Origin of the sequence: Mycolicibacterium aromaticivorans JS19b1 = JCM 16368, assembly GCF_000559085.1 — a bacterium.
Taxonomy (GTDB): Bacteria; Actinomycetota; Actinomycetes; order Mycobacteriales; family Mycobacteriaceae; genus Mycobacterium; species Mycobacterium aromaticivorans.
Genome location: NZ_JALN02000001.1, coordinates 897,430 through 923,663, shown reverse-complemented (window position 1 = coordinate 923,663; position 26,234 = coordinate 897,430). Strand labels below are relative to the sequence as shown.

General features: G+C 66.9%; 23 protein-coding genes. 16 read left to right on the top strand and 7 right to left on the bottom strand.

What is annotated here, in order from left to right:
* The first annotated feature begins 22 nt into the window (after positions 1-22).
* The gene (locus Y900_RS04430; protein ID WP_237752495.1) at positions 23-643 is read left to right on the top strand and encodes a nucleoside/nucleotide kinase family protein; all 621 of its coding nucleotides are present in this window, start codon (positions 23-25) and stop codon (positions 641-643) included.
* On the opposite strand, the gene Y900_RS30765 is transcribed toward Y900_RS04430, so the two are convergent.
* A complete protein-coding gene (locus Y900_RS30765; RefSeq protein ID WP_420329737.1) occupies positions 640-777 on the bottom strand; it encodes a CstA-like transporter-associated (seleno)protein in 138 nt (45 codons plus the stop codon). The genes Y900_RS04430 and Y900_RS30765 overlap by 4 nt on opposite strands.
* Complete coding sequence (locus tag Y900_RS04425; protein WP_036339478.1) at positions 777-3,071, bottom strand: carbon starvation CstA family protein; 2,295 nt, start codon at positions 3,069-3,071, stop codon at positions 777-779. The genes Y900_RS30765 and Y900_RS04425 overlap by 1 nt, the downstream gene beginning before the upstream one ends.
* 195 nt (positions 3,072-3,266) lie before the next feature.
* Here Y900_RS04425 and Y900_RS04420 point away from each other — a divergent pair, with 195 nt between their 5' ends.
* From Y900_RS04420 to Y900_RS04410, 3 genes are all read left to right on the top strand, one after another.
* Positions 3,267-4,544 (top strand): ATP-binding protein, encoded by a 1,278-nt coding sequence (locus Y900_RS04420; protein WP_036339475.1) that lies wholly within the window; start codon positions 3,267-3,269, stop codon positions 4,542-4,544.
* 150 nt (positions 4,545-4,694) lie between these two features.
* A complete protein-coding gene (locus tag Y900_RS04415; protein WP_051659880.1) occupies positions 4,695-6,290 on the top strand; it encodes an NAD(P)/FAD-dependent oxidoreductase in 1,596 nt (531 codons plus the stop codon).
* 13 nt (positions 6,291-6,303) lie between these two features.
* On the top strand, positions 6,304-6,978 hold the full coding sequence (locus Y900_RS04410; protein WP_036339472.1) for a maleylpyruvate isomerase N-terminal domain-containing protein: 675 nt from the start codon (positions 6,304-6,306) through the stop codon (positions 6,976-6,978).
* Here the strand turns inward: Y900_RS04410 and Y900_RS04405 are convergent.
* A complete protein-coding gene (locus Y900_RS04405) occupies positions 6,975-8,510 on the bottom strand; it encodes an ATP-dependent DNA ligase (RefSeq protein ID WP_036339468.1) in 1,536 nt (511 codons plus the stop codon). The two genes, Y900_RS04410 and Y900_RS04405, sit on opposite strands and share 4 nt — an antisense overlap.
* A gap of 51 nt (positions 8,511-8,561) precedes the next feature.
* Positions 8,562-10,115, bottom strand: a complete 1,554-nt coding sequence (locus tag Y900_RS04400; protein WP_109751018.1) for a molybdopterin-dependent oxidoreductase — start codon at positions 10,113-10,115, stop codon at positions 8,562-8,564.
* 162 nt (positions 10,116-10,277) lie between these two features.
* Between Y900_RS04400 and Y900_RS04395 the strand changes: the two genes are divergently transcribed.
* From Y900_RS04395 to Y900_RS04370, 6 genes are all read left to right on the top strand, one after another.
* Complete coding sequence (locus Y900_RS04395; protein WP_036339464.1) at positions 10,278-11,036, top strand: SDR family NAD(P)-dependent oxidoreductase; 759 nt, start codon at positions 10,278-10,280, stop codon at positions 11,034-11,036.
* 79 nt (positions 11,037-11,115) lie between these two features.
* Complete coding sequence (locus Y900_RS04390; RefSeq protein ID WP_036339462.1) at positions 11,116-13,281, top strand: acyl-CoA dehydrogenase family protein; 2,166 nt, start codon at positions 11,116-11,118, stop codon at positions 13,279-13,281.
* Between the two features lie 88 nt (positions 13,282-13,369).
* On the top strand, positions 13,370-14,386 hold the full coding sequence (locus Y900_RS04385) for an NAD-dependent epimerase/dehydratase family protein (protein WP_036339460.1): 1,017 nt from the start codon (positions 13,370-13,372) through the stop codon (positions 14,384-14,386).
* Between the two features lie 85 nt (positions 14,387-14,471).
* On the top strand, positions 14,472-16,640 hold the full coding sequence (locus tag Y900_RS04380; RefSeq protein WP_051659879.1) for a SpoIIE family protein phosphatase: 2,169 nt from the start codon (positions 14,472-14,474) through the stop codon (positions 16,638-16,640).
* A 5-nt stretch (positions 16,641-16,645) separates the two neighbouring features.
* Positions 16,646-17,710, top strand: a complete 1,065-nt coding sequence (locus Y900_RS04375) for a phosphotransferase family protein (RefSeq protein ID WP_036345792.1) — start codon at positions 16,646-16,648, stop codon at positions 17,708-17,710.
* 335 nt (positions 17,711-18,045) lie between these two features.
* Positions 18,046-18,513 carry a homocitrate synthase gene (locus tag Y900_RS04370; protein ID WP_036339457.1) on the top strand — a complete coding sequence of 156 codons (468 nt, stop codon included), beginning with the start codon at positions 18,046-18,048 and terminating at the stop codon, positions 18,511-18,513.
* A gap of 6 nt (positions 18,514-18,519) precedes the next feature.
* Here Y900_RS04370 and Y900_RS04365 read toward each other — a convergent pair whose 3' ends face one another.
* Complete coding sequence (locus Y900_RS04365; RefSeq protein ID WP_036339454.1) at positions 18,520-20,001, bottom strand: cytochrome P450; 1,482 nt, start codon at positions 19,999-20,001, stop codon at positions 18,520-18,522.
* A gap of 138 nt (positions 20,002-20,139) precedes the next feature.
* Between Y900_RS04365 and Y900_RS04360 the strand changes: the two genes are divergently transcribed.
* Both Y900_RS04360 and Y900_RS04355 read left to right on the top strand, forming a co-directional pair.
* On the top strand, positions 20,140-20,778 hold the full coding sequence (locus Y900_RS04360) for a TetR/AcrR family transcriptional regulator (RefSeq protein WP_036345789.1): 639 nt from the start codon (positions 20,140-20,142) through the stop codon (positions 20,776-20,778).
* 3 nt (positions 20,779-20,781) lie between these two features.
* Positions 20,782-21,654 carry an SDR family oxidoreductase gene (locus Y900_RS04355; RefSeq protein WP_036339452.1) on the top strand — a complete coding sequence of 291 codons (873 nt, stop codon included), beginning with the start codon at positions 20,782-20,784 and terminating at the stop codon, positions 21,652-21,654.
* On the opposite strand, the gene Y900_RS04350 is transcribed toward Y900_RS04355, so the two are convergent.
* Positions 21,651-22,694 carry a DNA polymerase IV gene (locus tag Y900_RS04350; protein ID WP_036345786.1) on the bottom strand — a complete coding sequence of 348 codons (1,044 nt, stop codon included), beginning with the start codon at positions 22,692-22,694 and terminating at the stop codon, positions 21,651-21,653. The two genes, Y900_RS04355 and Y900_RS04350, sit on opposite strands and share 4 nt — an antisense overlap.
* On the bottom strand, positions 22,691-23,299 hold the full coding sequence (locus Y900_RS04345) for a TetR/AcrR family transcriptional regulator (protein ID WP_081844980.1): 609 nt from the start codon (positions 23,297-23,299) through the stop codon (positions 22,691-22,693). The genes Y900_RS04350 and Y900_RS04345 overlap by 4 nt, the downstream gene beginning before the upstream one ends.
* A gap of 81 nt (positions 23,300-23,380) precedes the next feature.
* On the opposite strand from Y900_RS04345, the gene Y900_RS04340 reads away from it, so the two are divergent.
* From Y900_RS04340 to Y900_RS04325, 4 genes are all read left to right on the top strand, one after another.
* The gene (locus tag Y900_RS04340) at positions 23,381-23,923 is read left to right on the top strand and encodes an NADPH-dependent FMN reductase (RefSeq protein ID WP_036339446.1); all 543 of its coding nucleotides are present in this window, start codon (positions 23,381-23,383) and stop codon (positions 23,921-23,923) included.
* Positions 23,924-24,369: 446 nt separating this feature from the next.
* Entirely contained in the window at positions 24,370-24,630 is a 261-nt protein-coding gene (locus tag Y900_RS04335; protein WP_036339443.1) for a redoxin NrdH, read from the top strand.
* Between the two features lie 152 nt (positions 24,631-24,782).
* A complete protein-coding gene (locus tag Y900_RS04330; protein ID WP_051659878.1) occupies positions 24,783-25,868 on the top strand; it encodes a tyrosine-type recombinase/integrase in 1,086 nt (361 codons plus the stop codon).
* A complete protein-coding gene (locus tag Y900_RS04325; RefSeq protein WP_036339440.1) occupies positions 25,865-26,200 on the top strand; it encodes a helix-turn-helix domain-containing protein in 336 nt (111 codons plus the stop codon). Before Y900_RS04330 ends, Y900_RS04325 begins: the two co-directional genes overlap by 4 nt.
* The last annotated feature ends 34 nt before the right edge of the window (positions 26,201-26,234 follow it).

The window sequence follows — 26,234 nt, the reverse complement described above, 5'->3', positions numbered from 1 at the left end:
TCACGGTAGGTTTCAGTCCATCGTGTCCGCCATTGAAATACTCACCGCCGACGTCGCCGGGCCGCTCGACACGGCGCCGGGCCGGGTTCTGGTGGGCATCACCGGGCCGCCGGGCGCCGGGAAGTCGACGGTGGCGCAAGCGCTCTTGGGCCGTTTCGACGGCGCGTCCTACGTCCCGATGGACGGCTTTCATCTGTCCAATGCCGTGCTCGAGGAGTTGGGTCGACGTGACCGCAAAGGCGCGCCCGACACGTTCGACGCCGCCGGTTATCTTGCCGTCCTGCGTCGCATCGTCGAGGAGTACGGCCGTGAAGATGTCTATGTGCCTGCCTTCGAGCGTCGCCTCGACGAACCGGTGGCCGCGGGTCATGTGGTGCCCGCGACCAGTCGGCTGGTGTTCACCGAAGGCAACTATCTGGGTTTGCCCGACGGGGCATGGGCGCAGGTGCGGCCGCTGCTGAACCGGCTGTACTACGTGGACTGCCCGGCGCGGCAGCGGCGGGTGCGGTTGGTCCGGCGGCACGTCGAGGGCGGTCGCGCCCCGGAGGCCGCGGCGGACTGGGTGGACGCCGTGGACGAACCGAACGCCCGGCTGATCGCGACCGCAAGGCCGCGTTGCGATCTCGTCGTCGACGGCTGTTAGCAGCAGCGGGCGCTCGGGTTGGCGTCAGCGTCGCTGTGCCGCTTGCGCCAGTACTGCGCCTCGCTCAGAACCGGCTCACCCGGGTGGGTGCGGGCGTGATGCTCGACGTAGCGGCGGTAGTGACTATCGCCCATCAATGCGCCGACGTACCAACGGATTTGGCGTGCTGCGCGGGTAGCGCGTCCCATTCCTTCTGCACCTCCTTCTCCGCCGAGGTGGAGATCAGGCCGGACGGCCCGAAGATTTTCGACGGCACCGCGGTGTCGTCGCTCAGCGGGGGGGCGCCGCCCCGGACGGCCCGCAACGCCACGATCACGCCGGCGGTGAACACGATGACCACCGCTGCGGCGAACACGATCGACAGCGTGCCTTGGATGAAGGTGTTGCGGATGACGGCGTGCAGCTGGTCGGCGTTCTTGGCCGATCCGAACGCTGTCTTGCCCGCCTCCGCGGCGGCGCGGTACTGGAAGTGCTGAGTCCAGTAACCCACCTTGGGATCGCCGGAGAAGATCTTCTGCCACGACGCAGTGAGTGTGACCGTCAAATCCCACAGCAGCGGGATCGCCGGAATCCACGCCCATTTCAGCAGGCCCCTCTTGATCACCACGACGGTAACGACGGTCAGCGCGATCGCGGCAAGCAGCTGGTTGGCGATGCCGAACAGTGGGAACAGCGTGTTGATCCCGCCGAGCGGGTCGGTGACCCCCATCAACAGGATTGAACCCCAGCCCGCGACCACCAGGACACTGCAGAGCCATGCCCCCACCCGCCAGCTCGGATTGCGCAGCCGGGTGAACGGGCCGCCGAGGTTGGCCAGTCCGTCGGAGAGCATGAACCGGGCGACACGGGTGCCTGCGTCGACGGTGGTCAGAATGAAGAGCGCCTCGAACATGATCGCGAAGTGGTACCAGAACGCCCTCAGCCCCGGTCCGCCGAACACCTGGTGCAGCACCTCGGACATGCCGAACGCCAGCGTCGGTGCCCCACCTGTGCGCGAAATGATCGAGTGCTCACCGACACTCGCGGCGGCGTTGTTGATCTCAGCCGGGGTGATCGGGGCGCCGGACAGGCCAAGACCGTTGACGTACTTGGCTGCCGTCTCGGCCGTCGTGCCGGTCTGGGCGGACGGCGCGTTGATCGCGAAGTAGAGGTGCTGGTTGAGGATGGCGGCGGTGATCAACGCCATGATCGCCACGAATGACTCGGTGAGCATCCCGCCGTACCCGATCAAGCGCATCTGGCTTTCCTTCTCCAGAAGCTTGGGTGTGGTGCCCGATGAGATCAGCGAGTGGAAACCCGACAGTGCGCCGCAGGCGATGGTGATGAAGAGGAACGGGAACAGCGAACCGGCGAACACCGGACCGGAGCCGCTCTCGGCGAACTTGGACACCGCCGGGGCTGCCATGATCGGCCGGGCCAGCAGAATGCCGACCGCCAGCAGCGCGATGGTGCCGACCTTCATGAACGTCGACAGGTAATCGCGCGGCGCCAGCAGGAACCACACCGGCAGCACGGAGGCGGCAAGGCCGTAGATGATGATGCACCACGACAGGGTGACCTTGGACAGGGTGAACCAGTCTGCGCCCCAATCGGTTCCGGCCACCCATCCGCCGCTGGCGACGGCGAGCAGCAGCAGGGCGACGCCGATCACGGAGACTTCGGAGACTCGTCCCGGCCGCAGGAAACGCAGGTAGAGACCCATGAAGATGGCGATCGGAATCGTCATCGCGATGGAGAACACTCCCCATGGGCTCTCGGCGAGCGCGCCGACCACGACCAGCGCGAGCACCGCAAGCAGGATCACCATGATGGCCAGCACCGCGATGATTGCCGCCGCCCCGCCGAAGGCACCGAGCTCGTCGCGAGCCATCTGGCCAAGTGACCGTCCGCGGCGGCGGGTGGAGATCGCCAGCACCAGATAGTCCTGGACGCAGCCGGCGAAGACCGCGCCGAGGATGATCCAGATCGTGCCGGGCAGATATCCCATCTGCATGGCCAGCACGGGCCCGACGAGCGGGCCCGCCCCTGCGATCGCCGCGAAGTGGTGACCGAACAGCACCCGCCGGTCGGTGGGCATGTAATCGGTGCCGTTCTCGAAGATCTCGGCGGGAGTGGCGTGTTCGTCGCGCGGGCGCACGATCTTCATCTCGATGAGCCGGGCGTAGAACCGGTATCCGATGACGTAGGTGCAGATCGCGGCGATGACGAACCACACGGCGTTGACGGTCTCGCCGCGGAAGAACGCGATGATCGCCCATGCGATCGCGCCCAGGACCGCGACGGCACCGAAGATCAGCTTGTGCCGGAGCGTGATCGGTGACCGGTCGACGATGGCCACCGGCGGCAGCTCAGGGTCGGTGCGGATGTAGGTGACGTCGCCCCTGGTCTCTTCCATGTGTTCCGACGGCGCGCCGGTCGGTGCAGCCACAGTGTTTCTCCCTTGCGCCAGATGTGCAGTGTCGGGCCGTGCGGTGATCCTTTCATTCACAGGTTCGGCGGGTCTCCGATTGGGGCGGATTTCGGCGGGTCTGCGACCAGTCGGTCCCATCCCGAAACCACCCGCTTGGGGGATGCCCCTCGCGGCTTCTGCCGTCACCCTCTATCGCAACCGAGGAGGTGGGCCATGCCGCCATGGCGTTTGCGCGACTACCGCGACGACGACATCGACCAAGCGATCCAGGTGTGGGATCAGAGCCGTGCGCCCGGGTCGGGTGAGCCGGTGTTCACCGTTGCCGAGGTGATGGCCGCCGCGCGTTCCGGGCAGCCTGCCGTGGTCGCCGAAGTGGGCGACGAGGTGGTCGCCATGGCCGTGGCGCAAACCCAGGGCGAACGGGCCTGGATTCTGCTGGTCGCGCTCGGCTCGCGGTGGCGCTACCGCGGCATCGGCAGCGCTCTGCTCAGTGACCTGGAGCGACGGCTGCGTGCGCAGGGGGTGCGACGCATCTGCGCGGTGTTGCCCGACGGGGCCACCGGCGCGGCGGCGATGGAGAACTCCGGCTACGCCCGCCGGGAGGGTTTGGTCTATTTCGAGATGGTCGAGCATCTGGGCCTGGACCAGGCGAATCTACTCGACGAACTCGGCGGTCAGTTCCTGCCGCCCGGCCTGTTTGACGAGATGGCCGGCATGGAGCAGGAGAAGCAGATCATCGAGCGTCGCATCGTCGACCCGCTGGCGCACCCGGACGTCGCTGAGCGTTACGGGGTGCAGCCGCCGAAAGCGGTGATCCTGTTCGGACCGCCCGGAACCGGGAAGACGAGCTTCGCGAAGGCGATCTCGTCGCGGCTCGGATGGCCGTTCGTGGAACTCTTCCCGTCGCGACTGGCAGCCACCGGCAACGGTGGGCTGGCGGCCTCGCTGCGGGAGGCGTTCGCCGAACTGGCTGAACTCGACGAACTGGTGTTGTTCATCGACGAGGTGGAGGAGATCGCGACCGCACGCTCCGGCGCGAGCACCGCCGAGTTGGGCGTCACCAACGAACTGCTGAAGCTGATCCCGGCTTTCCGGCAGAAGGACAACCGGCTTCTGGTGTGCGCCACCAACGCCGTCCACTCCCTGGACTCGGCGTTTCTGCGGCCCGGCCGTTTCGACTACGTCATCCCCGTCGGTCCGCCCGATCAGCCGGCCCGCCGGGCGGTGTGGCAGCGCTACCTCGGCAAGGCGCTGGTTCATGTCGACGTCGACGGTCTGGTCGGCGCCTCAGAGTTCTTCACCCCGGCCGACATCGAGTTCGCCGCGCGCAAGGGCTCGCAGGCCGCCTTCGAGCGCGAGATGCGCCACGGCCTCGGTCAGCCGGCCACCACCGAGGACTACCTGTTTGCGATCGGCGAGGTCAGGCCCACCCTGACCGCCGACATGCTGGCCGAATTCGAGCGCGGCAAAACCGATTTCGCTCGCGTGTAGCGCTGGTGCGGCGAGTGCGGTGCGCAGTGTCCGGAAAAGCGCCTCCTTAGAATTTCCATAAGTTTCCCTTATTTTTCTTAATCTTGGTGTAGTGTCACCTCTCATGGCTGCGGATGCCACCGCACGGCGCAGCGGGACGGAGACGACCAGATGGCCGAATTGGGTTCGCACGCGGTTGTTCTGGGTGCCGGCATGGCGGGGCTGCTCGCGGCGCGGGTTCTCTCGGAGTTCTATGCGTCCGTCACTGTCGTCGAACGTGACACATTGCCCGATGGCGCCACGCAGCGGACCGGAGTGCCGCAGGGACGTCACCTGCACAACCTCCTGAGCCGCGGCACGCAGGCGATCGGAGAGCTGTTTCCCGGGATGCTCGAGGAGATGGGAGCGGACGGGGCCGTCGTCGACGACGGTGATGACCTGTCGGGGGTCTATGTCCGGATCGGAAATCATGAGATCAATCCCGTTGGTCGCCTGGCAGATCCGCAAGCCGTCGCGGCCTACCAAGCCAGTCGGCCGTTCCTCGAGTTTCATCTGCGCCGGCGCGTGACGGGGCTGGCGAATGTCACCGTCATCGGACAGCGGAACATCGTGGGGCCGGTGCTCGCGGACGGTTCGGTCACCGGCGTGCGGATCATCGACCGCGCGACCGGCAGCGCGACAATCCTCCGCTGCGATCTGGTGGTCGACGCCACCGGGCGCGCGGCGTGCTCGGCACGCTTCCTGACGAACCAGGGATTTGGTGCGGTGCCTGAGGACCGGGTCCCGTCGACCGGGGGGTACTCCAGTCAGCTCTTACGTATCCCGCCGGGACGCATTCGGCAGCGGCTGGTCTTTGTCAATCAGGGCAGGCAGGCGCCGGGAGCGATGCTCGTCGCGTACGAACACGACACCTGGATGCTGGCGGTGTCCTGCTCAGATGAATGTGGCTCGCCACCAAGCACATACGCCGAGATGATGCGAACAGTCGAGCGGATGTTGCCCGCCGAGATGGTGGCCGGACTACGTGACGCCACCTGTATCGGCGAGATCTCGATCTCACGCAACACCCGCGCGGTGTGGCGACGCTATGAGCAATTGCCGGATCTACCGCCGGGCCTGGTTGTCCTCGGCGACGCTCTGTGCAGCCTCAACCCGCTCCATGGACAAGGCATGACCATGGCTGCCCTGCAGGCCCTTTCGTTACGCGACTGCCTGCGTGCGGGCTCCGCCGACCTGCCCCGGCGCTTCTACCGAGCCGCGGCCGAATCCATCCGACCGGTGTGGGCGGTCAACCGGACCATCGACCAGCCCCAGCTCGCCTCGGTGCACCGCACGCAGGCGTGGCTGCAGCGTGCGGTACTGCGCGCTGCCAGCACCGATATCGCTGTGGCGGAAAAGATTTTACGAGTCCGTGGCCTCATCGATCCGCCCGCAAGGCTGCGGGACCGGCGCTTTCTCGCGCGAGTCCTGCTCGCCAACCTGCGCCATCCGCGAGCGACACTCTTCACCCAGCCGGCCACGTCGCATTCGTCGCTCAATGGAACCGACGAACAGGAAATTCGTGCGCTTGTCGACCGCCAGGCGCGTCGCCGCCGGGCGCCCACCCACATCACCCGACTGCGTTATCTCACACCCGATGTGGCGTTGATCCAAGCCCGCACCGCGATCACCGGACCGATCCACCGGCGGACCCGTCGCAACACCAGCGTCGCGGTGCGTACCGGCGACGGCTGGTCATTGGCTTTTTCGCAGAACGCGGCTCACTGAAAGCGGGACAGTCATGCTCGAGACGATCTATCGCACAGCCCGGGATCGGGTACGAGACCTTGCCGCCACGCTCACTGACGAGCAGCTTCAATCACACGTACCTGCCACTCCGCGATGGACCGTGCACGAGCTGCTGGCGCACCTGGTCGGATGCGCGGCCGACGCCGTCAGCGGACGCTTGGACGCAGTGACGAGCGATCAGTGGACGGCACGTCACGTCCGGGAACGGCGGTGCACACCGGTGGGTGACTTGATGAACGAATGGGACCGCATCGGTACCGACGCTGACGCCAGTCTGACCGATGACCAGCTCTATGGACCCAACCTGGCCATCGACGCCGTATGCCACGAATCGGACTTGCATGAGGCACTGGGACTTCCCCGCGTCGACCGCGAACACTGGCAGCCGTTTCTAGACGTCACGATGCGTTACCTCGGCACGCAACTGCGGGACAGCCCGGCGTTGCGCATTGAGGATGACCGGGGCGCCCAGTGGATTTGCGGCACAGGACATCCGGCGACGCTGCTGCGGGCCGACGGCTATGAACTGTTGCGCGCCAACCTGAGTCGTCGATCCCTACGGCAGATTGCCGCATGGGAATGGGCCCCGGCGCCCACCGAGGAGATGATCCACGGATTCGGCGTGTTCGGCACACGCATCGATGATCAGCCCGTGCCGGCAAGCTAGTCCCGCTCGTAGAACGCCCGCACGGTGTCGATGGTGTCGGCCTCGGCCGGGCTCTTGTCGTCGCGATACCGCAGCACCCGCGCGAAGCGCAGCGCCATCCCCGCGGGATACCGGCTGGAGCCCTGCACGCCGTCGAACGCGATCTCGACGACCTGCTCGGGCCGCACCGGCACCACATACTTGTCGAGCGGACCGGTCGCCAGTTCGCTGAACCGTGCGGTCTGCCACTCCAGCATCGCGTCGGTCATGCCCTTGAACGTCTTGCCCAGCATCACGAACCCACCGGTATCCGGATCGCGGGCCCCCAGATGAATATTCGACAGCTTGCCGGTCCGCCGGCCCGAGCCCCATTCCACCGCCAGCACCACCAGATCAAGGGTGTGCACCGGCTTGACCTTCAGCCAGCCGGCACCGCGGCGGCCCGCCTCGTACGGGGAGGCGGGCGATTTGGCCATCACGCCTTCGTGTCCGGCGGCCAGTGTCACATCCAGGAACTGCTGTGCGGCAGCGGCATCCGTGGTCGCCAGCCGGTCGACACGCTGATCGGCAGGCACGATCGCGTCCAGCGCGGCGAGCCGGGCATGCGTCGGTTCGTCCAAGAGGTCGACGCCGTCAAGGTGCAGGATGTCGAAGAAGAACACCGAAAGTGGTTGTGCCGCCCGGGCTGCGGCCACATCAGTGCTTTTCCCGAACCGGGATGCGGTGACCTGAAATCGGTGCGGACGGTTGTCGGGGCGCAGCGCGATCGCCTCGCCGTCGGCGATCAGGGACGTCACCGGCAGTGCCAGCGCGGCGTCCACCACCTCGGGCAACCGGGCCGTCACGTCGTCGAGGCTGCGGGTGTACACGGTCACGTCATCGCCCGAGCGGTGAATCTGCACGCGAGCGCCGTCGAGCTTGGCCTCGAAAATCGCGTCGCCGCTGAGGCGTTCGAGCGCGTCCGTCACACCGGTCGCGGTCTGAGCCAGCATCGGACCGACCGGCCTGCCCACTGTGAGGGTGAAGTCGCCGAGGGCGTCCGCCCCGCCGGCAAGCGCTGAGGCCGCCACCGCGGGCAGATCGCCACCGAGCATGGCCGCTCGGCGAACGGCCGCGGCCGGCAGGCCTGCCGCCTTCGCCACCGCGTCAGCCATCACCCCGGCCTGGGCGCCTTGGCGCAACTCGCCGCCCAGTAATCGGCGCAGGAACACCTGCTCGGCGTCGGTGGCCGTGCCGAACAGTCCGCCGAGCAGCTCGGACCGTCGGGCTTGGGAGCCCTTGCCCGCGACGGCACCGATCTCGGTGAACGTCGCATCGACTGCGTGCACCGTCAGCGTGGATTCGTCAGCTGGTGCGGGCAGCGACCGAAGCGCCGCCCAGCCCACCCCGATCTGCCGCTGTGGCAGCTCCCCGGACAGCCACGACACCACGACCTGGACCGTCCGCGGATCCGCGATGCCTGACAACAGTTCGCCGATTCGCGCCACCTTGGCCAGCCGCGATGACGTCGCCGACACGTCGGCGGAGGCGGCCACGACATCGCCGAGCAACATGGCTCCAGCTTGGCACGGCACTACGACAACCAGCCCGGGACAACCACGGTGTCAGGCGACTTCGAAGGACACCGAGTGCCAGCCCGTCGCGCCGTCGGGCGCCGGTGGCGCCTGGTCCTGAGTCTGTACCGCACCGGTGTTGTCGGTGGCGCGGACCGTGATCGTGTGGAACCCGCTCCGGGTGGCGGTCCACGGGAAGCTCCACAGCCGCCAGGTGTCATTCGAGTAGGCCGAACCCAGCTGCGCAGGCTGCCACGGACCGTCGTCGATACGGACCTCGACCGCCTTCACCCCCCGGTTCTGCGCCCACGCCACCCCGCCGAAGGTCACCGGACCCGTGGCCACCTTCTGACCGTCACGCGGCACGTCGATCCGCGACTCGGTCTTGATCGGGCCGCGCTCGGACCAGCCGAGCTTGGTCCAATAGGCCTGCACCCGGTCGAAGCGGGTCAACTCAAGGTCCACCACCCACTTGGTGGCCGACACGTAGCCGTACAGCCCGGGCACCACCAGCCGGGCGGGGTAGCCGTGCTCGACCGGCAGGGGAACGCCATTCATCCCGATCGCCAGGATCGAGTCGCGGGCATCGGTGAGCGCCTCCACCGGGGTGCCCGCGGTGAACCCGTCCACTGACGTCGAGAGCACCATGTCGGCATCGGGGTGGATACCGCTGTCCCGCAACAGGTCCCTGACCCGGTAACCGGTCCAGGTGGCGTTCGAGATGAGGTCGCCGCCGACCGGGTTGGACACGCACGTCAGCGTCACGACCTTGTCGATAGGCTCGAACTTCTTCAAATCGTCGAAGGTGTAGGTGATTTCGCGGTCGACCATCCCGTGGATGCGTAGCCGAAAGTCGGCACGGGAGAGCTGCGGAACGCTCAGAGCGGTGTCGATGCGGTAGAAGTCGCCGTTGCCGGTGATGAAGCTCGGCAGTTGGACGCCGGCCGGTGTGACGTCGGCGGGAACCGGAGACGGTGGTGCGGCCGAGGGCAGTGCGAAGGTGTCCCGGTCGCCGGACACCGAGTGCAGTCGTCGGGTGACCACCACACCCGCGACGCCGCCGAGCAACCCGAGTCCGGCGAACCCGAGCGTCGCCAGCGACAGCCGGCGCCCGGTATCCACCCCGGCGTCGTCGGAGGCGTCGGTGGCGCGGCCGTCGTCGGAGCGGCCGTCGACGATGCGGCCGGAGGTGAGCAGCCGCAGGACCGCGATCCCGCAGACCGCGCCGAGCAGGGTAGGGATGATGTCGACCAGTCGTGCACCCGGCCGGGCCAGCACTGCCGCGCTTCCGGCTGCGGCAGCGAGCAGGAACGCCACGGAGCCGACCGGGACGCGGGATCGTTCCCAGATTGCGGCGACGGCGGCCAGCACCCCGATCACGGCGATGACCGCCACCGAAAGGAACAGTTTGTCGGCCGTGCCGAAGGTCAGGATCGCCCATTCCTTCACCGGACCCGGCGTCGCGTTGATGACCGCGGTGCCCACGGCGGTACGCGCGTCGGCGGCCGGCGAGAAGAACGCAGCTGTCAGTTGGACTACACCGAGGGCGACGGCGGCCGCAGCCACCCCCGCTCCCATCCGCAGACCGATCGTGGATCGGGCCATGCCAGCCAACCTACCGCTGGGTAGGCACCCTTGGTCATTACCGTTCGATGACGAGCGGTAACGTGCGTACCGGCTTGGGCGCCACCGAGGTGTCCCCGCGAATTGAACTGCGAACTGTAAGCGGCACGGGAACCGTGCCGCGTCAACGGACAGGAGTATCGGATGGAGATCTCGGGCAAGAAGGTGGTCGTCGTAGGCGGCGCATCGGGCTTCGGACGGGCAAGCGCTGAGCTGCTGGCCTCGCGCGGCGCCAAGGTGGCGATCCTCGACCGCGAAGGCACCGACGGCCCCGAGGTCGCGTCCAGTGTGGGCGGCCCCTTCATGCCGGTCGACGTCACCGACTTCTCGGGCACCGAGAAGGTGCTTGCCGAGGCGGTCGAGGCGCTGGGTGGCCTGCACGTCGTGCTGACCACCGCGGGCGGCGGTGTCGCGGAGAAGACGTTCGGCAAGAACGGCCCGCACGCCCTGGAGACCTTCCAGAGCACTATCAACCTGAACCTGATCGCCAGCTTCAACATCAGCCGCCTTGCGGCCGCGCACATGGCCAACAACGAGCCCGAAGACGAGGAGCGCGGGGTCATCATCAACACCGCCTCGATCGCCGCGTTCGAAGGCCAGATCGGCCAGGTTGCCTACACCGCCGCCAAGGCGGGTATCGCCGGCATGTGCCTGACCATGGCTCGTGACCTCGGTCCGGTCGGCATCCGCGCGCTCGCGATCGCACCGAGCCTGTTCGCCACCGGCCTGACCAAGGGCATTCCCGACGAGTTCGCCAAGGCGCTGACCAAGGACGCCGCCTTCCCGAAGCGGCTCGGCCGCCCCGAGGAATTCGCCAAGCTGGTCGCCGCGATCGTCGACAACCCGATGCTCAACGGCCAGTGCATCCGTCTCGACGCCGGGCAGCGCTTCGCCCCCAAGTGATCCGGCCGCCGTACTGCGGTCTCGACCGGCTGTGGTAAGGCATTAGAGGAATGGGCACCGCCGCCTCGAGGAGGATCCGATGGGTATCGCACTGACCGACGACCACCGTGAACTCAGTGAGGTGGCGCGCTCATTTCTGAGCACGCAGAAGGCCAGGGCGGCGGCGCGCGCACTGCTCGCCGACGACGTCGAGGAGACGGCACCGCCGTTCTGGGCAGAGCTGGCCGGCTTGGGCTGGCTCGGGCTGCACGTCGACGAGCAGTACGGCGGTTCGGGTTTCGGGTTGCCCGAACTGGTGGTCGTCATCGACGAGCTCGGACGCGCGGTGGCGCCCGGTCCGTTCGTGCCGACCGTCGTCGCATCCGCGGTCGTGTCGGCGATGGGCAGCGACGAGCAGAAGGCGCGACTCCTTCCTGGTCTGGTCGACGGATCCGTCACTGCCGCAGTCGGATTCGGTGGCGACCTCACTGTCTCCGGTGACACCGCCGGTGGCGACGCGGGCGTGGTCCTCGGCGCCGGGCTCGCCGACGTGCTGGTGCTCGTCGCCGGTGACGACGTGGTGCTGGTGGACCGAAGTGCCGACGGGGTCTCGGTCGAACTGCCGGGCAGCCTCGACCGGGCGCGGCGCTCCGGGCGGGTGACGCTGCGCGACGTCTCGGTGGCCGGCAACGTGCTGGCCGGGGCGCGCACCGCGGCGCTGGCCCTGGCGCGCACCCTGTTCGCGGCAGAGGCCGCGGGCGGAGCGTCGGACTGCGTGGACACCGCTGTCGATTACGCCAAAGTGCGTGAGCAGTTCGGCCGCACCATCGCGACCTTCCAGGCGATCAAGCATCACTGCGCTGACATGATCGTCGGCTCTGAGTCGGCGGTCGCCGTCGTCTGGGATGCCGCCCGAGCTTTCACCGACGACTTGAAGCAGTTCGAACTGGTTGCCGCGGCGGCGGCAGCGTTGGCGTTCCCGGCCTATGTTCGCAACGCGGAGTTGAACATTCAGGTACACGGCGGTATCGGCTTCACCTGGGAGCACGACGCGCATCTACATCTGCGCCGGGCACTGACCGTGCAGGCGATCCTCGGCGGGGACGCGCCGGCCACCGACGTGTTCACCCTGACCGAAGCCGGCCACGGTCGCGCGAACAGCCTGGACCTGCCACCCGAGGCCGACGAGCTGCGCACTCAAATCCGCTCGGATGCAGCCGAACTCGCCAAGCTGGACGACAAGGCGCAACTCGACGAGCTGATTGCGACCGGATATGTCATGCCGCACTGGCCCAAGCCGTGGGGCCGTGCTGCCGGTGCCGTCGAGCAGCTGCTGATCGAAGAGGAGTTCGCGGCCGCCGGGGTCAAGCGGCCGGACTATGGCATCACCGGTTGGGTGATCCTGACCCTTGTTCAGCACGGAACCTCTTCTCAGATCGAGCGATTCGTCGAGAAGGCACTCCGCAAAGACGAGATCTGGTGCCAGCTGTTCTCCGAACCGTCGGCGGGCTCGGACGCCGCGGCGGTCAAGACCCGGGCCACTCGCGTGGACGGTGGATGGAAGATCACCGGCCAGAAGGTATGGACCAGCGGGGCGCACTACTGCAAGCGCGGCCTTGCCACCGTGCGCACCGATTTCGAGGTGCCCAAGCACGCCGGTATCACGACGGTGATCCTGGACATGGAGGCGCCGGGCGTGGAGGTTCGGCCCTTGCGCCAGATCACCGGCGGCGCGGACTTCAACGAGGTGTTCTTCAACGACGTGTTCGTCCCCGACGAGGATGTCGTCGGCGAGCCGAACGCCGGGTGGACCGTCGCGCGCGCCACGCTGGGCAACGAGCGGGTGAGCATCGGCGGCGGCGCAGGCACGATCGCGCCCGCGGCGGCGTGGCTGGTGTCGCTGACGAAGGCTCACGGTGACCGGGTTGGCGGCGCAGTTCAGTGGGTCGGGCGGTTCCTGGCCCGGGACCAGGCGCTGCGTCTGCTGAATCTGCGTCGGGTGGTTCGCGCGCTGGAGGGCGCCGGGCCCGGGCCGGAAGGCAACATCACCAAACTCATTCTGGCCGACCAGTTCCAGGAGCAGGGCACCATCGCGGCGGCCCTCGTCGGGCCGGATGCGGCACTCGAGGGTGGCGAGGGCGAATTGGCGGGCCGGGCGGCGTTGGGGTCACGTGCACTGTCCATCGCAGGCGGCACGTCGGAGATCACCCGCAACCAGATCGCCGAGCGCATCCTCGGCATGCCGCGTGACCCGCTGATCAAGTAGTCGACGCAGCGGGTGCCCGCCGGGAGCATCATGCGCGATGTCCCGGTGAACAGATCCGCAATCTTGTCCTCCGAGACCGGTTTCGGGCATGCTGCGGGGCGTGGCGGGTACCGACTCACTGGTTCTGGGCGCGAGCGGTTTCCTCGGCTCGCATGTCACGCGGCAGCTGGTGGAGCGCGGCGACACCGTCCGCGTCATGCTCCGCCCGTCCAGCTCCACGCGCGGCATCGACGACCTGGCCGTACGGCGCTTCTGCGGCGACATATTCGATGGCGCCGTGCTGAAGGAGGCGATGGACGGCTGCGACGTCGTCTACTACTGCGTCGTCGACACACGGGCACACCTACGCGACTCGGCACCGCTGTACCGCACCAACGTCGAAGGCCTTCGTCACGTTCTCGATGCCGCCGTGAACGCCGATCTGCGCAAGTTCGTCTTCACCAGCACCATCGGGACGATCGGACTGGGCAACGGCGGAGTCGTCGACGAGGACACCCCGGTCAACTGGGGCGGCAAGGGCGGCGGCTACATCGGCTCGCGGATCGCGGCCGAGCAGCTGGTCCTGGACTACAGCCGCGACAGGGCGCTGCCCGCGGTGGTGCTGTGCGTATCCAACACATACGGCGCAGGTGATTGGCAGCCCACTCCGCACGGGTCGCTGGTGGCTGCCGCCGCGGCCGGCAAGCTGCCTTTCTATATGGGTGGGATGGCGACGGAGGTCGTCGGCATCACCGACGCCGCCCGCGCGCTGTTGCTGGCCGCCGACCACGGCCGGGTGGGCGAGCGCTACATCATCTCCGAGCGCTATCTGCCCTACCGCGAGCTCTACGAGACGGCGGCCCGGACCGCCGGTCGGCCGGCGCCCCGGTTGGGGATCCCGAAGTCGGTGATGGCGGCGATCGGGGTCCTCGGCGGCGCCGCCGCCGCGCTGAGCGGACGTGATCTGCCGCTGAATCCGACGACCGTGCGGCTGATGGGCATCATGGCACCGATGGACCACGGCAAGGCAACCCGCGAACTGGGCTGGCAGCCGCGCGACGTGCACGAGTCGATCCGGGAAGCGGTCGAGTTCTTCGATCAGCGACGACGCGAGCGGGCTCGCTGAAGAATCCCTCGTGTTTGCCAACGGGTGACTACGCTCGTGACGTGCCTGCGGCCCGGCTGATCCACGGATCACGAAGTGGGGCCGCGTGAGCGTCTCGCGTACTCGCGACCGGGTCGGATTCGCCGCCGGCTTGTTCGGCTGGGTCGCCTTGCCCTACCTGGCCGGGTCGGTGTTGTCGTGGCAGACCTTTGGTGCCGGTATCGGACCCGCGTTCTTCCCCCCGGCCGGGGTGACGGTGGCGGCCATGCTGCTGACCCGCCGGACGATGTGGCCGGTGATAGTCGCCGCGATCGTGGTGGCCGAGCTGGCCGTCGACCTTCGCTACGGAGCGGGCTGGCAGTCGGCGGTGGGATTCGCGGTGGCCAACTCGGTGGAGCCGCTGGTCGGGGCCTCACTGGTGCTGGTGTGGTGCAAGGGGCCGCCTGATCTGCGCAAGCGCGAGGACCTCGCCCGGTTCGTGGCCGGAGCCATGGTGCTGGGCCCGCTGGCGGGCGGCATGATCGGCGGCTTGATCACCTCGTTGCGCAACCAGGTCGATTGGTCGATGGCCGTCATGCACTGGTGGGCCGGCGACGGGGTCGGTGTCCTGATGATCGGTGCACCAATCTTGTTGTGGCCGGTGCAATCCCACATCTTGCGATCGCGGATGCTGGAGACGATGCTGGTCCTGACCAGCATGGCCGCACTGACCGTGGTGTCGTTCCGTCTCGCGCTTCCTCCCGCCCTGTTCCTGCTACCGGTGATGGCATGGGCGGCACTGCGGCTTGACATGATCGGCGCGGCCCTCTGCGGCGGAGCGCTGGCGTTCACCGCCAACGGCATGGCCAACGCCGGATACACGACCTTCGAGAACCTCGATCTGCACCGCCCGGGCCAGTTGGCGATCGCCCAGGCGTTCATCGCGGTGGTGGTGCTGGTCGCGATGCTGACCGCGCAGGAAGCCGGGGGGCGTGTCACGGCGGTCAGGCAACACCAGGCCGAACAGCGCGAACGGGCCCGCCTTGAGACGCTTGCCAACCTCGGCCGGTTGCTGTCGGGGGCGTTCACCCAAAAACAGATCGGTGACGCGGTCATCGGTCAGGTGATCAATGACGCAGGCGCGCAAGCAGTCGCGGTCGGCTTGGTCAGCGATGAAGGCGCCATCCTCGAGTGGGTGGCGATGGGTGGCTATCCCGAATTCGTGGTCAACGAGCTCCACGAAAGTGTCGCGGTCAGTGAGTCCACCGCAGCCACCGACGCGGTCCGCACCGGTCAGCCGGTGGTGATCCGCACCGTCGCCGAATATCGCCGGCGATACCCCGACAACGCCAAGTGGATGGTCGCAAGCGGCGGCGCGGCCGTCGTGAGCTGGCCGTTGACCGTGGGCGGCAAGGCAATCGGAGCGCTGGTGTTGGCGTGGGCCGACACCCAGCCGCTGGACACCGCGCAACTCGCCTACACCTCGGCGGTCGCGACGATGATCGGTCAGGCGCTGGTGCGGGCACGCATGTACGCCGACGAACACGCCCGCGCGGCGGTGTTGCAGGCGGCTGTTCTGCCGACCAGTCCGATTCCGATCGACGGAGTCGACGTCGGAGTGAGTTACGAACCGGCCGATCTGGTGCAGGGGCTCGGCGGCGACTGGTACGACGCGCTGGAATTGTCGCACGGCCGAACCTATCTGGCGGTCGGCGATGTGGTGGGCCATGGCCTGCCCGCCGTCGAGGACATGGCTCAACTGCGCAGCGCCGGGCGAGCGCTGGCGCTACAAGGGTTGGCGCCCGCGCAATTGCTGTCGGCGCTCAACGCGTTCACCCGTCACGCCAGCAACGGGAAATTCGCGACAATGGCTGTGGCGCTGCTGGATTCGTCGTCGGCGACCTTGTGCTACGCCTCGGCAGGGCATCCGCCGCTGTTGCTGCGGCGGGCGTCGACCGGGAGGGTCATCCGGTTGCCCGGCGCGCACGGCCCCGTACTTGGCCCGGTCGAGCGGGCGACCTACAGCGAGGGCAACGTCGAGGTGGGGGAGGGCGACATCCTCGTCATGTACACCGACGGGCTCATCGAACGTCGCGGCCAGGACATCGAATCAGGAATGGTGCGCGTCGAACACATCGTCGGCGACTGGCGGGGAGACGAGTCTCTGCCGTCGGCATGCCGGGAACTGACCCAGACCCTTGCGCCTCCACCCCGCAACGACGATGTCTGCGCCATCGCAATACGCTTCGGAGCTGGCATGAGCAGCAACGACTTTCAGGAGTTCACTGACTATTGAGCAACATCGAGGACCGGGCCGCCGAGGTTCCCGGAACACTTGACTCGGCCGCCGTCGGTGCGCTGACCGCGTGGGTGCGCGAGAACGGAATCGGTTCGCGGATCAGCGATGTCGAACCGCTGGCCGGTGGAACTCAGAATGTGGTGGTGCGGTTGCGCGTCGACGACCGCCGTCTGGTTCTGCGCAGGCCGCCGCCGTACCCGCGCCCAAACAGCAACCGCACCATGCAGCGCGAGATCGCGGTGCTGGAGACGTTGGCCGGAAGCTCGGTGCCCCATCCCGAATTCGTGGCCGGCTGTGACGACCTCGGCGTGCTGGGTGTCGTCTTCTATCTGATGGAGGATGTCGACGGCTTCAACCCGGCGACCGAGGTGGCCCCCGCGTACGTCGCCGACCCGCGGCTGCGGCATCAGGTGGGCCTGAACTACGCAGCGGACCTGGCCCGGCTGAGTGCAGCATCGTGGCGGGGTCGCCCGTTGCAGCAGCTGCACCGTCCGGGTTCGTTTCTGGCGCGCCAGGTTCCGAACTTCCTCAGGCTGCTCGACAGCTACCGCCACGAGAGCTACCGGCCGGAGATGCTGGAGGTCAGCCGGCTCGCGGACTGGCTCGGTGAACGCCGACCGCCCGACGGTGAGCCGGGCATCATGCACGGCGACGCCCATCTCAACAACGTGCTGCTACGTCGCGACGCCCCCGAGGTCGCGGCGTTCGTGGACTGGGAGATGTGCACCATCGGTGATCCGTTGCTGGATCTGGGCTGGATTCTGGTGTGCTGGCCCGACTATCCCGACCCGATCAATGCCGGCCGGGAGTTGGCCGCACTCGGTGGGCTGCCGTCGCGCACCGAGTTGGTCGCCGCGTACGCCGACGCGGGTGGCAGGCGCACCGGACACCTGAACTGGTACATCGCGACGGCGTGCTTCAAGTTGGCGATCGTCATCGAGGGCACATACTCGCGGTATCTGGCCGGCCAGGCACACCGTGAAGCCGGTGAGCGGCTGCATGATTCGGCTAGCCGGCTGATCGACCTCGGCGTACAGGTCGCAACGGGCGACAACCCGTTCGTCTAGCGCCCGGGCTGGCTGCCCTGCCCGCAGGTGCACTGCTGGGCGGGTGGCACGTCGCGCATCACCTGGTCGACGTGCTCGCCACAACCCGCCCAGGTGGTTTTGTGGCAACGCGGGCATTCGACGGGATAGCACATATCAACTCCTCTGGGGTGAAAGCTTAGGGGGACGATAACCCGTTTGCGTCGCCTGCCCGGGCAGGTCTAACCTTGGCGACCATGCACCGCGTGCTCGCCGTAGTAGCCACCCGCAGCGGGGTCTGATCCAGACCGACCCCCCGCTGTGGGTCGAAAACTACGCCGTCGGTCAGCCTCCTCTGGACGAGAAGACCGATTCACATGAGTCCGCACAGCACCACAGTCTTTGAACCTGCACCGCGCTTCTGCGCTCCGCTGCCCGCGGAATTGCGCGAACACGCCCGAACCATGTCGTGGAGCGCATTCACCGACACGTTCAGCCCGAGCGGCGGACCCGTTCGGCTGGGGTCGTGGGAGTGCGACGACCGTTCCGCCCGGTCGGGTCCGCAGCCCCGGCGATTCTGCGCGACGATCGCTGTGGACGACCGCATCGAGAGTGCGACCGTGCACGCCAGCGGTCCGGTCGCAGCGCTGACCGCGATGCTCTACGACCGGGGTATCGGCGTCGAGATGACCCGATTCCACCAGTTGGCAGCCGGGTCGCACACCGCAACCTTTGTGCAGGGCAGCGACGGACGGCGCCGAGAATGGGCGATGGGCTGGGCGGCGGATCCCACCCAGTCGGCACTGCGCGCCGTCATCGCCTGTGCGAACCGGCTGATCGGCTGACCCCCGTCAGTGCAGCGGGCGCAGCACGATCGGCATGCCGTCCATCGGCACGGGCATGCCCGCGTAGTCGTAGCGGGGCTGGTAGCCCGGGTGCGGGAGCTCGAGGCGGTACTTGCGTAACAGGCGATGCATGACGGTCTTGATCTCCAGCTGCCCGAAGACCATCCCGATGCACTTGTGCGCGCCGCCGCCGAACGGAGCGAACGCGTAGCGATGCCGCTTGTGCTCGTTGCGCGGCTCGGCGAAGCGGGCCGGGTCGAACTTCTCCGGATCGGTCCACAGCTCAGGCAGGCGGTGGTTCAGTCCGGGCCATACATTGACGTTGGTGCCGGCCGGGATGAAGAAGCCCAGTAGCTCGGTGTCGCGCACCGCCTGGCGAACGTTGAACGGCAATGGAGTGACCATCCGCAGCGACTCGTTGATCACCAGGTCGAGGGTCTCCAGCTTCTCGAGCGCCTCGATGTCCAGCGGCCCGTCGCCGAGCCGGTCGGACTCGTCGCGGCAGCGCTCCTGCCACTCCGGGTTCGCTGCCAGCTGGTTGGCCATCGTGGTGAGCGTCGACGTCGAGGTGTCGTGCGCGGCCATCATCAGGAAGATCATGTGGTTGACGATGTCGTCGTCGGTGAATGTGTTGCCGTCGTCGTCTGCGGTGTGGCAGAGCACCGTCAACATGTCGGTGCCCTCGGCGTTGCGGCGTTCCTTGAGGCGCTCGCTGAAGTAGTCCTCCAGCACCTTGCGGGCCTGCAGTCCGCGCCACCACTTGAACGGCGGAACGGACGTGCGAATGATCGCCCCACCGGCGCGGGTGGTCGTGGTGAACGCCGCGTTCACCTTGGTCACCAGGTCGTGGTCGGATCCGGGCTCGTGGCCCATGAACACCACCGACGCGATGTCGAGGGTGAGTTCCTTGACGGCCGGGTGGAACAAGAAGCGCGGGTCGTTGGCCACCCAGTCGTTGGCGATGACCAGCGAGGCGACCCGGTCGATGTGCTCGACGTAGCCGGACAGCCGGGTGCGGGTGAACGCCTCCTGCATGATCCGCCGGTGGTACATGTGCTCGTCGAAGTCGAGCATCATCAGGCCACGGTTGAAGAACGGCCCGATGACCGGATGCCAGCCCTTCTGGGAGAAGTCCTTGTTCTTGTTGGAGAACACCGCCTGGGTGGCGTCGGGTCCCAGCGCGGTCACCGCCGGCAGAGCCGGGGAGTAGGCGTAGTGGATCGGTCCGTACTTGCGGTAGACCTGCAGCAGATACTCGGGACCGCCGCGGAAGGTCTCGACCATGTGGCCGAGCAGGGGGAGCCCCGAATCGCCCATGACCGTCTTGAGTCCGCTGCCCACGGGCGCCTGGGCCAGCTCGAACTGCGGCCAATCCCGCTCACGAAGCCGCTTCTCGACCGCGCCCATGCCGGGGATGGTGTTCAGGGTGGGCGTGAACCGGCGACGAGCCTGATCCAGCAGGTAGTGGGGGGTACTGATGGTGGCCATCGACGCTCCTCGGGAAACAGAGAACAGGCATTCTTGCCAGCCGGGTGTGGCCGGCACCACAGGTTTCCTCCATCCTGGCCAACTTTCTTGACGCATGTCAAGTTTCACTTCGCCCCCGGCGTGGTGCAAGGTGAACGGGTGACCGCTCAACAAGACTCCGTCGAGGCGCCGCGTCGCCGTGGCGACAAGCAGCGGCACGCCATCGTCCAGGCCGTTCGCGAGCTGCTCGAAGAAAAGCCGTTTGCCGAACTCTCGGTCAGCACGATCAGCGATCGAGCCGGCGTCGCGCGTTCCGGCTTCTACTTCTACTTCGACTCCAAGTACGCCGTGCTGGCCCACATCGTCGGCGAGGCCGCCCACGAACTCGAAGAACTCACCCACTCGTTCGCCCCGCGCGGACCCGCCGAGACGCCGACCGCGTTCGCTGAACGCATGGTGCGCAGCGCCGCCGTGGTCTATGCGCACAACGATCCGGTCATGTCGGCCTGTAACGCCGCCCGCCACACCGACGCCGAGATCCGCGAGATCCTGGACCGCTACAACGATGCGGTGATCGATCAGATCGTGCCGATCGTCGAAGCCGAGATCAGCAACGGCACCGCGGACCCGATCAGCGACGACATCCGCGGTCTGGTCCGGATCCTCACGGCGACAACAGCATTGACGCTCTCCGGGGAGACGGCGTTCGTGGGACCGGACCGCAATCTGGACCAGGCAGTGCGCATCCTGGAAAAGCTGTGGCTGCATGCGCTGTGGGGTGGACGGGTCGGCGACTGATCCATGGCTGACGGCTTCGCAGGCAAGAGGGTGTTCATCACGGGCGCGGCCAGCGGCATCGGCCGGGCCACCGCGCTTCGGCTGGCTCGCGAAGGGGCCGAGCTGTATCTGACCGACGTCAACGCCGACGGCCTGGAGCAGACCGTCGCCGAGGCTCGTGCGCTCGGCGCCGACGTCGCCGAGCATCGCGCTCTGGACATCTCCGATTACGACGCGGTCGCCGGGTTCGCCGCCGACATCCACACCAGCCGGCCGGCGATGGACATGGTGATGAACATCGCCGGGATCTCGGCGTGGGGCACCGTCGACCAGCTCACCCACCAGCACTGGCGGTCGATGGTCGACGTCAACCTGATGGGTCCGATCCACGTCATCGAGACGTTTCTGCCCCCGATGGTCGCTGCCGGGCGAGGTGGGCAACTGGTCAACGTGTCCTCGGCGGCAGGACTGGTCGCGCTGCCGTGGCATGCCGCATACAGTGCGAGTAAGTATGGCCTGCGCGGACTTTCGGAGGTGCTGCGCTTCGACCTGGCCCGCCACGACATCGGGGTCTCACTCGTGGTGCCGGGTGCCGTCGACACCCCTTTGGTGCAGACGGTCCAGATCGCCGGTGTGGATCGTGACCATCCGAAGGTGCAGAAGTGGGTCAAGCGATTCAGCGGGCACGCGGTGTCACCGGAGAAAGTCGCCGACAAGATCCTGGCCGGTGTCTCTAAGAACCGCTTCCTGATCTACACCTCGGTCGACATCCGCGCCTTCTACGCGTTCAAACGGCTGGCGTGGTGGCCGTACAGCGTCGCGATGCGGCGGGTCAACGTCTTCTTCACGCGTGTGTTGCGTCCGCGCGGGGCGACGTCGAGTCCGCCAGGCGCTTAGATCGGCGCGAGTTCCAGACGTACGCCCAACAGGCGTACCGGGCGGTCGAGCTCGAAGAGGTCGAGCACTCGCAGTGCGGCGGCCGTGATCACCTCGCCGGCGACGGTGGGCTCGTCGAGTTTGCGGATCTTGGTGCGAGTGTAGAACGTGTTGGTGCGCACCGTGACCGCCACCCGGGTGACGATGCGCGACTGGGCGACGACGTCGGTGAGCGCGTGGCGCGCCAGATCGACGATCGCCGCGTCCATGTCGGCGCGCTCGGTCAGGTCGCGCGGAAATGTCATGACGTGACTGCGGGACCGGGGAATCCACGGCTCGGCGCTGACCGTCGTGTCGCCGCCGCCTTTGGCCAGCAGTAACAGCCAGAGGCCGGTGCGCGGTCCGAACGTCGCGGTGAGCAATTCGGCATCGGCTGACGCGAGCTCTCGCACAGTCGTAATACCGAGGGCGGCAAGCTTTTTCGTGGTCTTCGGTCCGACACCCCACAGCGCTTCCACCGGGCGGGCGCCCATCTGCTCCATCCAGTTGGCATCGGTGAGCGTGTATACGCCGTCGGGTTTGCCGAAGCCGGTCGCGACCTTGGCCCGCTGTTTGTTATCGCTGATACCCACCGAACAGACCAGCCCGGTCTCGGCGGCGATCACGGTGCGGATTCGCTCGGCCAGCTCCACCGGGTCGGCGACCCGGGCGCCGACGTAGGCCTCGTCCCAGCCCCACACCTCGACCGGGTGGCCGAGATCGCGGAGCAGACCCATCACCTGGTCGGAGGCTTCGTCGTAGGCGGGCGGATCCGAGGGCAGGAACGTCGCATCCGGACACTTGCGCGCTGCGCTACGCAACGGCATCCCCGCGTGCACGCCGAAGCCGCGGGCCTCATACGACGCGCAGGTCACCACCTTGCGCGGCTCGGTGGGATCGCCACTTCCGCCGACGATCAGCGGCAGGCCCACGAGTTCGGGGTGGCGGCGCAGTTCGACCGAGGCCAGGAACTGATCGAGGTCGACGTGCAGGACCCAGTCGCGGGCGGGTGGTGCGGTCACGTCCCGCACAGCTTGCGCGCAACGCTGTCCCACGCATCGCCCAGGGTGTCCAGCGAGCGGCCGCGCTCGAGGAGCTGACGGCTGACGTAGTCGGCGTCGAGCAGCGCGAGCAGCGCGTCGGCCTGGGCATCGAGATCGCCGGTGCTGCCCGCGGCCTGCAGAAGCACCCGGATGTGGGTGTGCATCACCGCGAACGGCGCACTGTAACGGGAATCGGGATCGCGGTTGGCGTCGAGGAGCAGGTCGCGGTGGGTTTGCACGAAACGCAGCCGTTCGCGCCCGAAGGCCAGAAGTCGTTGCAGCGGCGGGGCTTCCGGGCCCAGCGGCGCCGGTCCGAACAGGAAGGCCTGCTGGATCGCGCGTTCGTCCTCGTCGAGCAGGACCATCATCAACCCGGCGCGGCTGCCGAAGCGCCGGAACAACGTGCCCTTGCCCACGCCCGCGGCGGCGGCGATGTCGTCCATGGAGACCGCGTCGGCGCCTCGCTCGGCGATCAGCATGCGGGCGGCGTCGAGCAGCAGCAGCCGGTTTCGGGCGGCGTCGCCCCGTTCCTGCGGCGCGGAAACCGGCAGCTCATTTGCCCCGTGGATCGCGCTCACTCCCACACTTTAGCTCAGCAGGAAATAAACCGGACCGTGGTCCGGTTCTGCCGTGGGAGGATCGCGAACGACTGAAGGGATTGCGACATGTCGGATATCAACGTGCTGACACTGGTAGGTAGCCTGCGGGCGGCCTCGGTCAATCGCCAGCTGGCCGAACTTGCGGCGGAGTCGGCGCCCGACGGCGTCACCGTCACCGTGTACGACGGGCTGGGCGACCTGCCGCACTACAACGAAGACCTCGACACCGAGGACGCACCCGCCCCCGTGGTGGCGTTGCGGGCCGCGGCCGCGCAGGCGGATGCGGCTCTGGTGGTGACCCCGGAATACAACGGGAGCATCCCCGGTGTGCTCAAGAACGCGATCGACTGGTTGTCGCGTCCGTACGGCAACGGCGCGCTGAAGGACAAGCCGCTGGCGGTCATCGGGTCCGCCCTCGGTCAGTACGGCGGGGTGTGGGCGCATGACGAGACCCGCAAGTCGTTCGGTATCGCCGGCCCCCGGGTGGTGGAGTCGCTGAAGCTGTCGGTGCCGTCCACGACCTTCGACGGCAAGCATCCGCGGGAGAACTCCGAGGTGTCCGCCGCGGTGCGCGACGTGGTCGGCAAGCTGGCCGCCGAGGTGGGCTGAGGCTCCGTCCCGCTCGCAGAAAGCCGCCGGTGCTGTGCGCCGGCGGCCTTTTGCTATTCGGCGGTCCGTCAGAGCCGGGTGCGGCGGCCGTGTCGGTGCCCGGTGGTACATCTAGGCACAGCCGGTGGCGTGCGGCGTGTTGTGACATGCGACACGCCGGGCGAGGAAGGGATGAAGGGCTTACGACCAGGGAATTTCAGAATTGTTATTCAGAACATGTGGTATCTCTTCGTGCTGTCGGACACTAGGTGTAGTGTTCGACAGGCCGACAGACCAGAGAGTCACAGGTCCGCCGGATCGCCGGAACCGACGCTGAGATGTCGGTCCGAGCGGCTCCGCCGGTCAGGAATTTCACGGTCCGACAGCTCGCTGAATGTTCATGAGTGCCTGCGCACAGTCAGTCCGCCTGAGTACATCTCTATGTTTCGCTGAGGAGCCATTCGCAGATGACCATCACCGTCTACACCAAGCCCGCCTGCGTGCAGTGCAACATGACCTATAAGGCCCTGGACAAGTCGGGTCTGACCTACGACGTCGTCGACATCAGCGAGGACGCGGAGGCCCGCGATTACGTGATGGCGATGGGCTACCTGCAGGCGCCGGTCGTCGTTGCCGGCGGCGATCACTGGTCGGGCTTCCGGCCGGATCGGATCAAGGCCCTCTCCAATGGAGCAATATTGTCATCTGATGCAACATTGGTTGGCTAGCAATGTTGTCTGTTGTAGCAGCTCAGGCGTTGGGGGGTGAGACCTCGACGCTGGTAGTCGATGGTCAACACCGGTCCAAAGTCTGGTGCATCAACGATGCATCTGTTACAACAGGGCTTGTGACTAGCGATGCCGATGGCGTAGCCCGCCGGATGTTGGCGCCCAATGTTGTTCAGCTTGATCCGCAACGCGCGGTGCTTGAAGCGATGTTGGAGGGCTGGGAGAACCAGCAACGGGCCCGGTTCCTGAAGGACTCCACGATCGTGCCCCGGCGTCGGCTGGTGCGTCGGTTTGTGGAGTTCTCTGGCTTGTATCCGTGGCAGTGGACGCCTTCTGAGGGTGAGGCGTGGATTAGTGAGTTGCGTTCTGGTTCAACGCCGTTGCGGCTATCGACCGCACGTAATTACGAGATCGATATCCGGATGTTTTGCGAGTACTTGCTTGATCCGCGGTACGGCTGGATCGCGGAGTGCACGCAGCAGTTCGGTGAAATTCCCCAGCAGGTCTTTCACGAGGACAACTCGATTGTCCATGTCGGGGACTACGAAGGTGATCCGTCCCGGCGTCCGCTGACCTATGACGAGGTTCAGGCGCTCTTCGATGCCGCTGATGCCCGAGTCGGCACCATCCGTGCCCGCGGCCGCAAGGGCGCACGAACAGCCTTGCGTGACGCAGCGATGTTGAAGTTCTGCTACGCCTTCGGTTTACGTCGGCGCGAGGTCGTCCATATCGACGTTGTTGATCTGCGCCGTAATTCAAAGATGGACGACTTCGGCAGGTTTGGCGCGGTGTCGGTTCGGTACGGCAAGGCCTCGCGCGGTGGAGCGCCCAAGCGACGCACCGTACTGACGATTCCGGAGATGAGCTGGATCGTTGAAATCCTCGATCACTACATGACTGATGTGCGACCGCTGTTTCCCAGCGAGAAGCGCCCGGCATTGTGGTTGACCGAGCGGGGATCACGAGTCGGCATGCGGACGCTCAATGAAGCGTTTTGCACCGCGCGCGATGAAGCCGGCATTGACCCAACACTGGACCTACATTCGTTGCGTCACTCGTACGTGACTCACCTAGTTGAGTTCGACTACCCGGAACGATTCATCCAAGAGCAGGTTGGTCACTCGTTCTCCTCGACGACCGCCATCTATGTCGGCGTGTCAAACGAGTACCGCAATCGCCTTTTGTCCCAATCGATGCACTCCCGCTACGGCACCGAGCTCGGGGGGTCATCACGATGAGACAGATGGATTACGTGTGGCATCTGCGCATGAAGATGGCCGAGCGTGGAATGTTCTCGACCACGGATCTGCAACCGCACCTAGCCGATCGTGGCGTGTCTTTGTCGCGGGAGCAGACCTATCGCCTAGTAACCGGCCAGCCGCAGCGATTGAGCATGGACATTCTCGTCGCATTGTGCGACATCTTGGAGTGCACTCCAAACGACTTGATCGAGCCGCGAATCAACGAGGTTGCGAGACGTAAGGCGGTTGGAGGTCAAGACTCCACCGGCAAGGTCACTCCGATTAAGCCGCGACGCACCACAATCCGCAGACCAGGCGGTGCCTCATGAGCGTCGTGGCACCCCCCAAGCACACTTGTGTGCG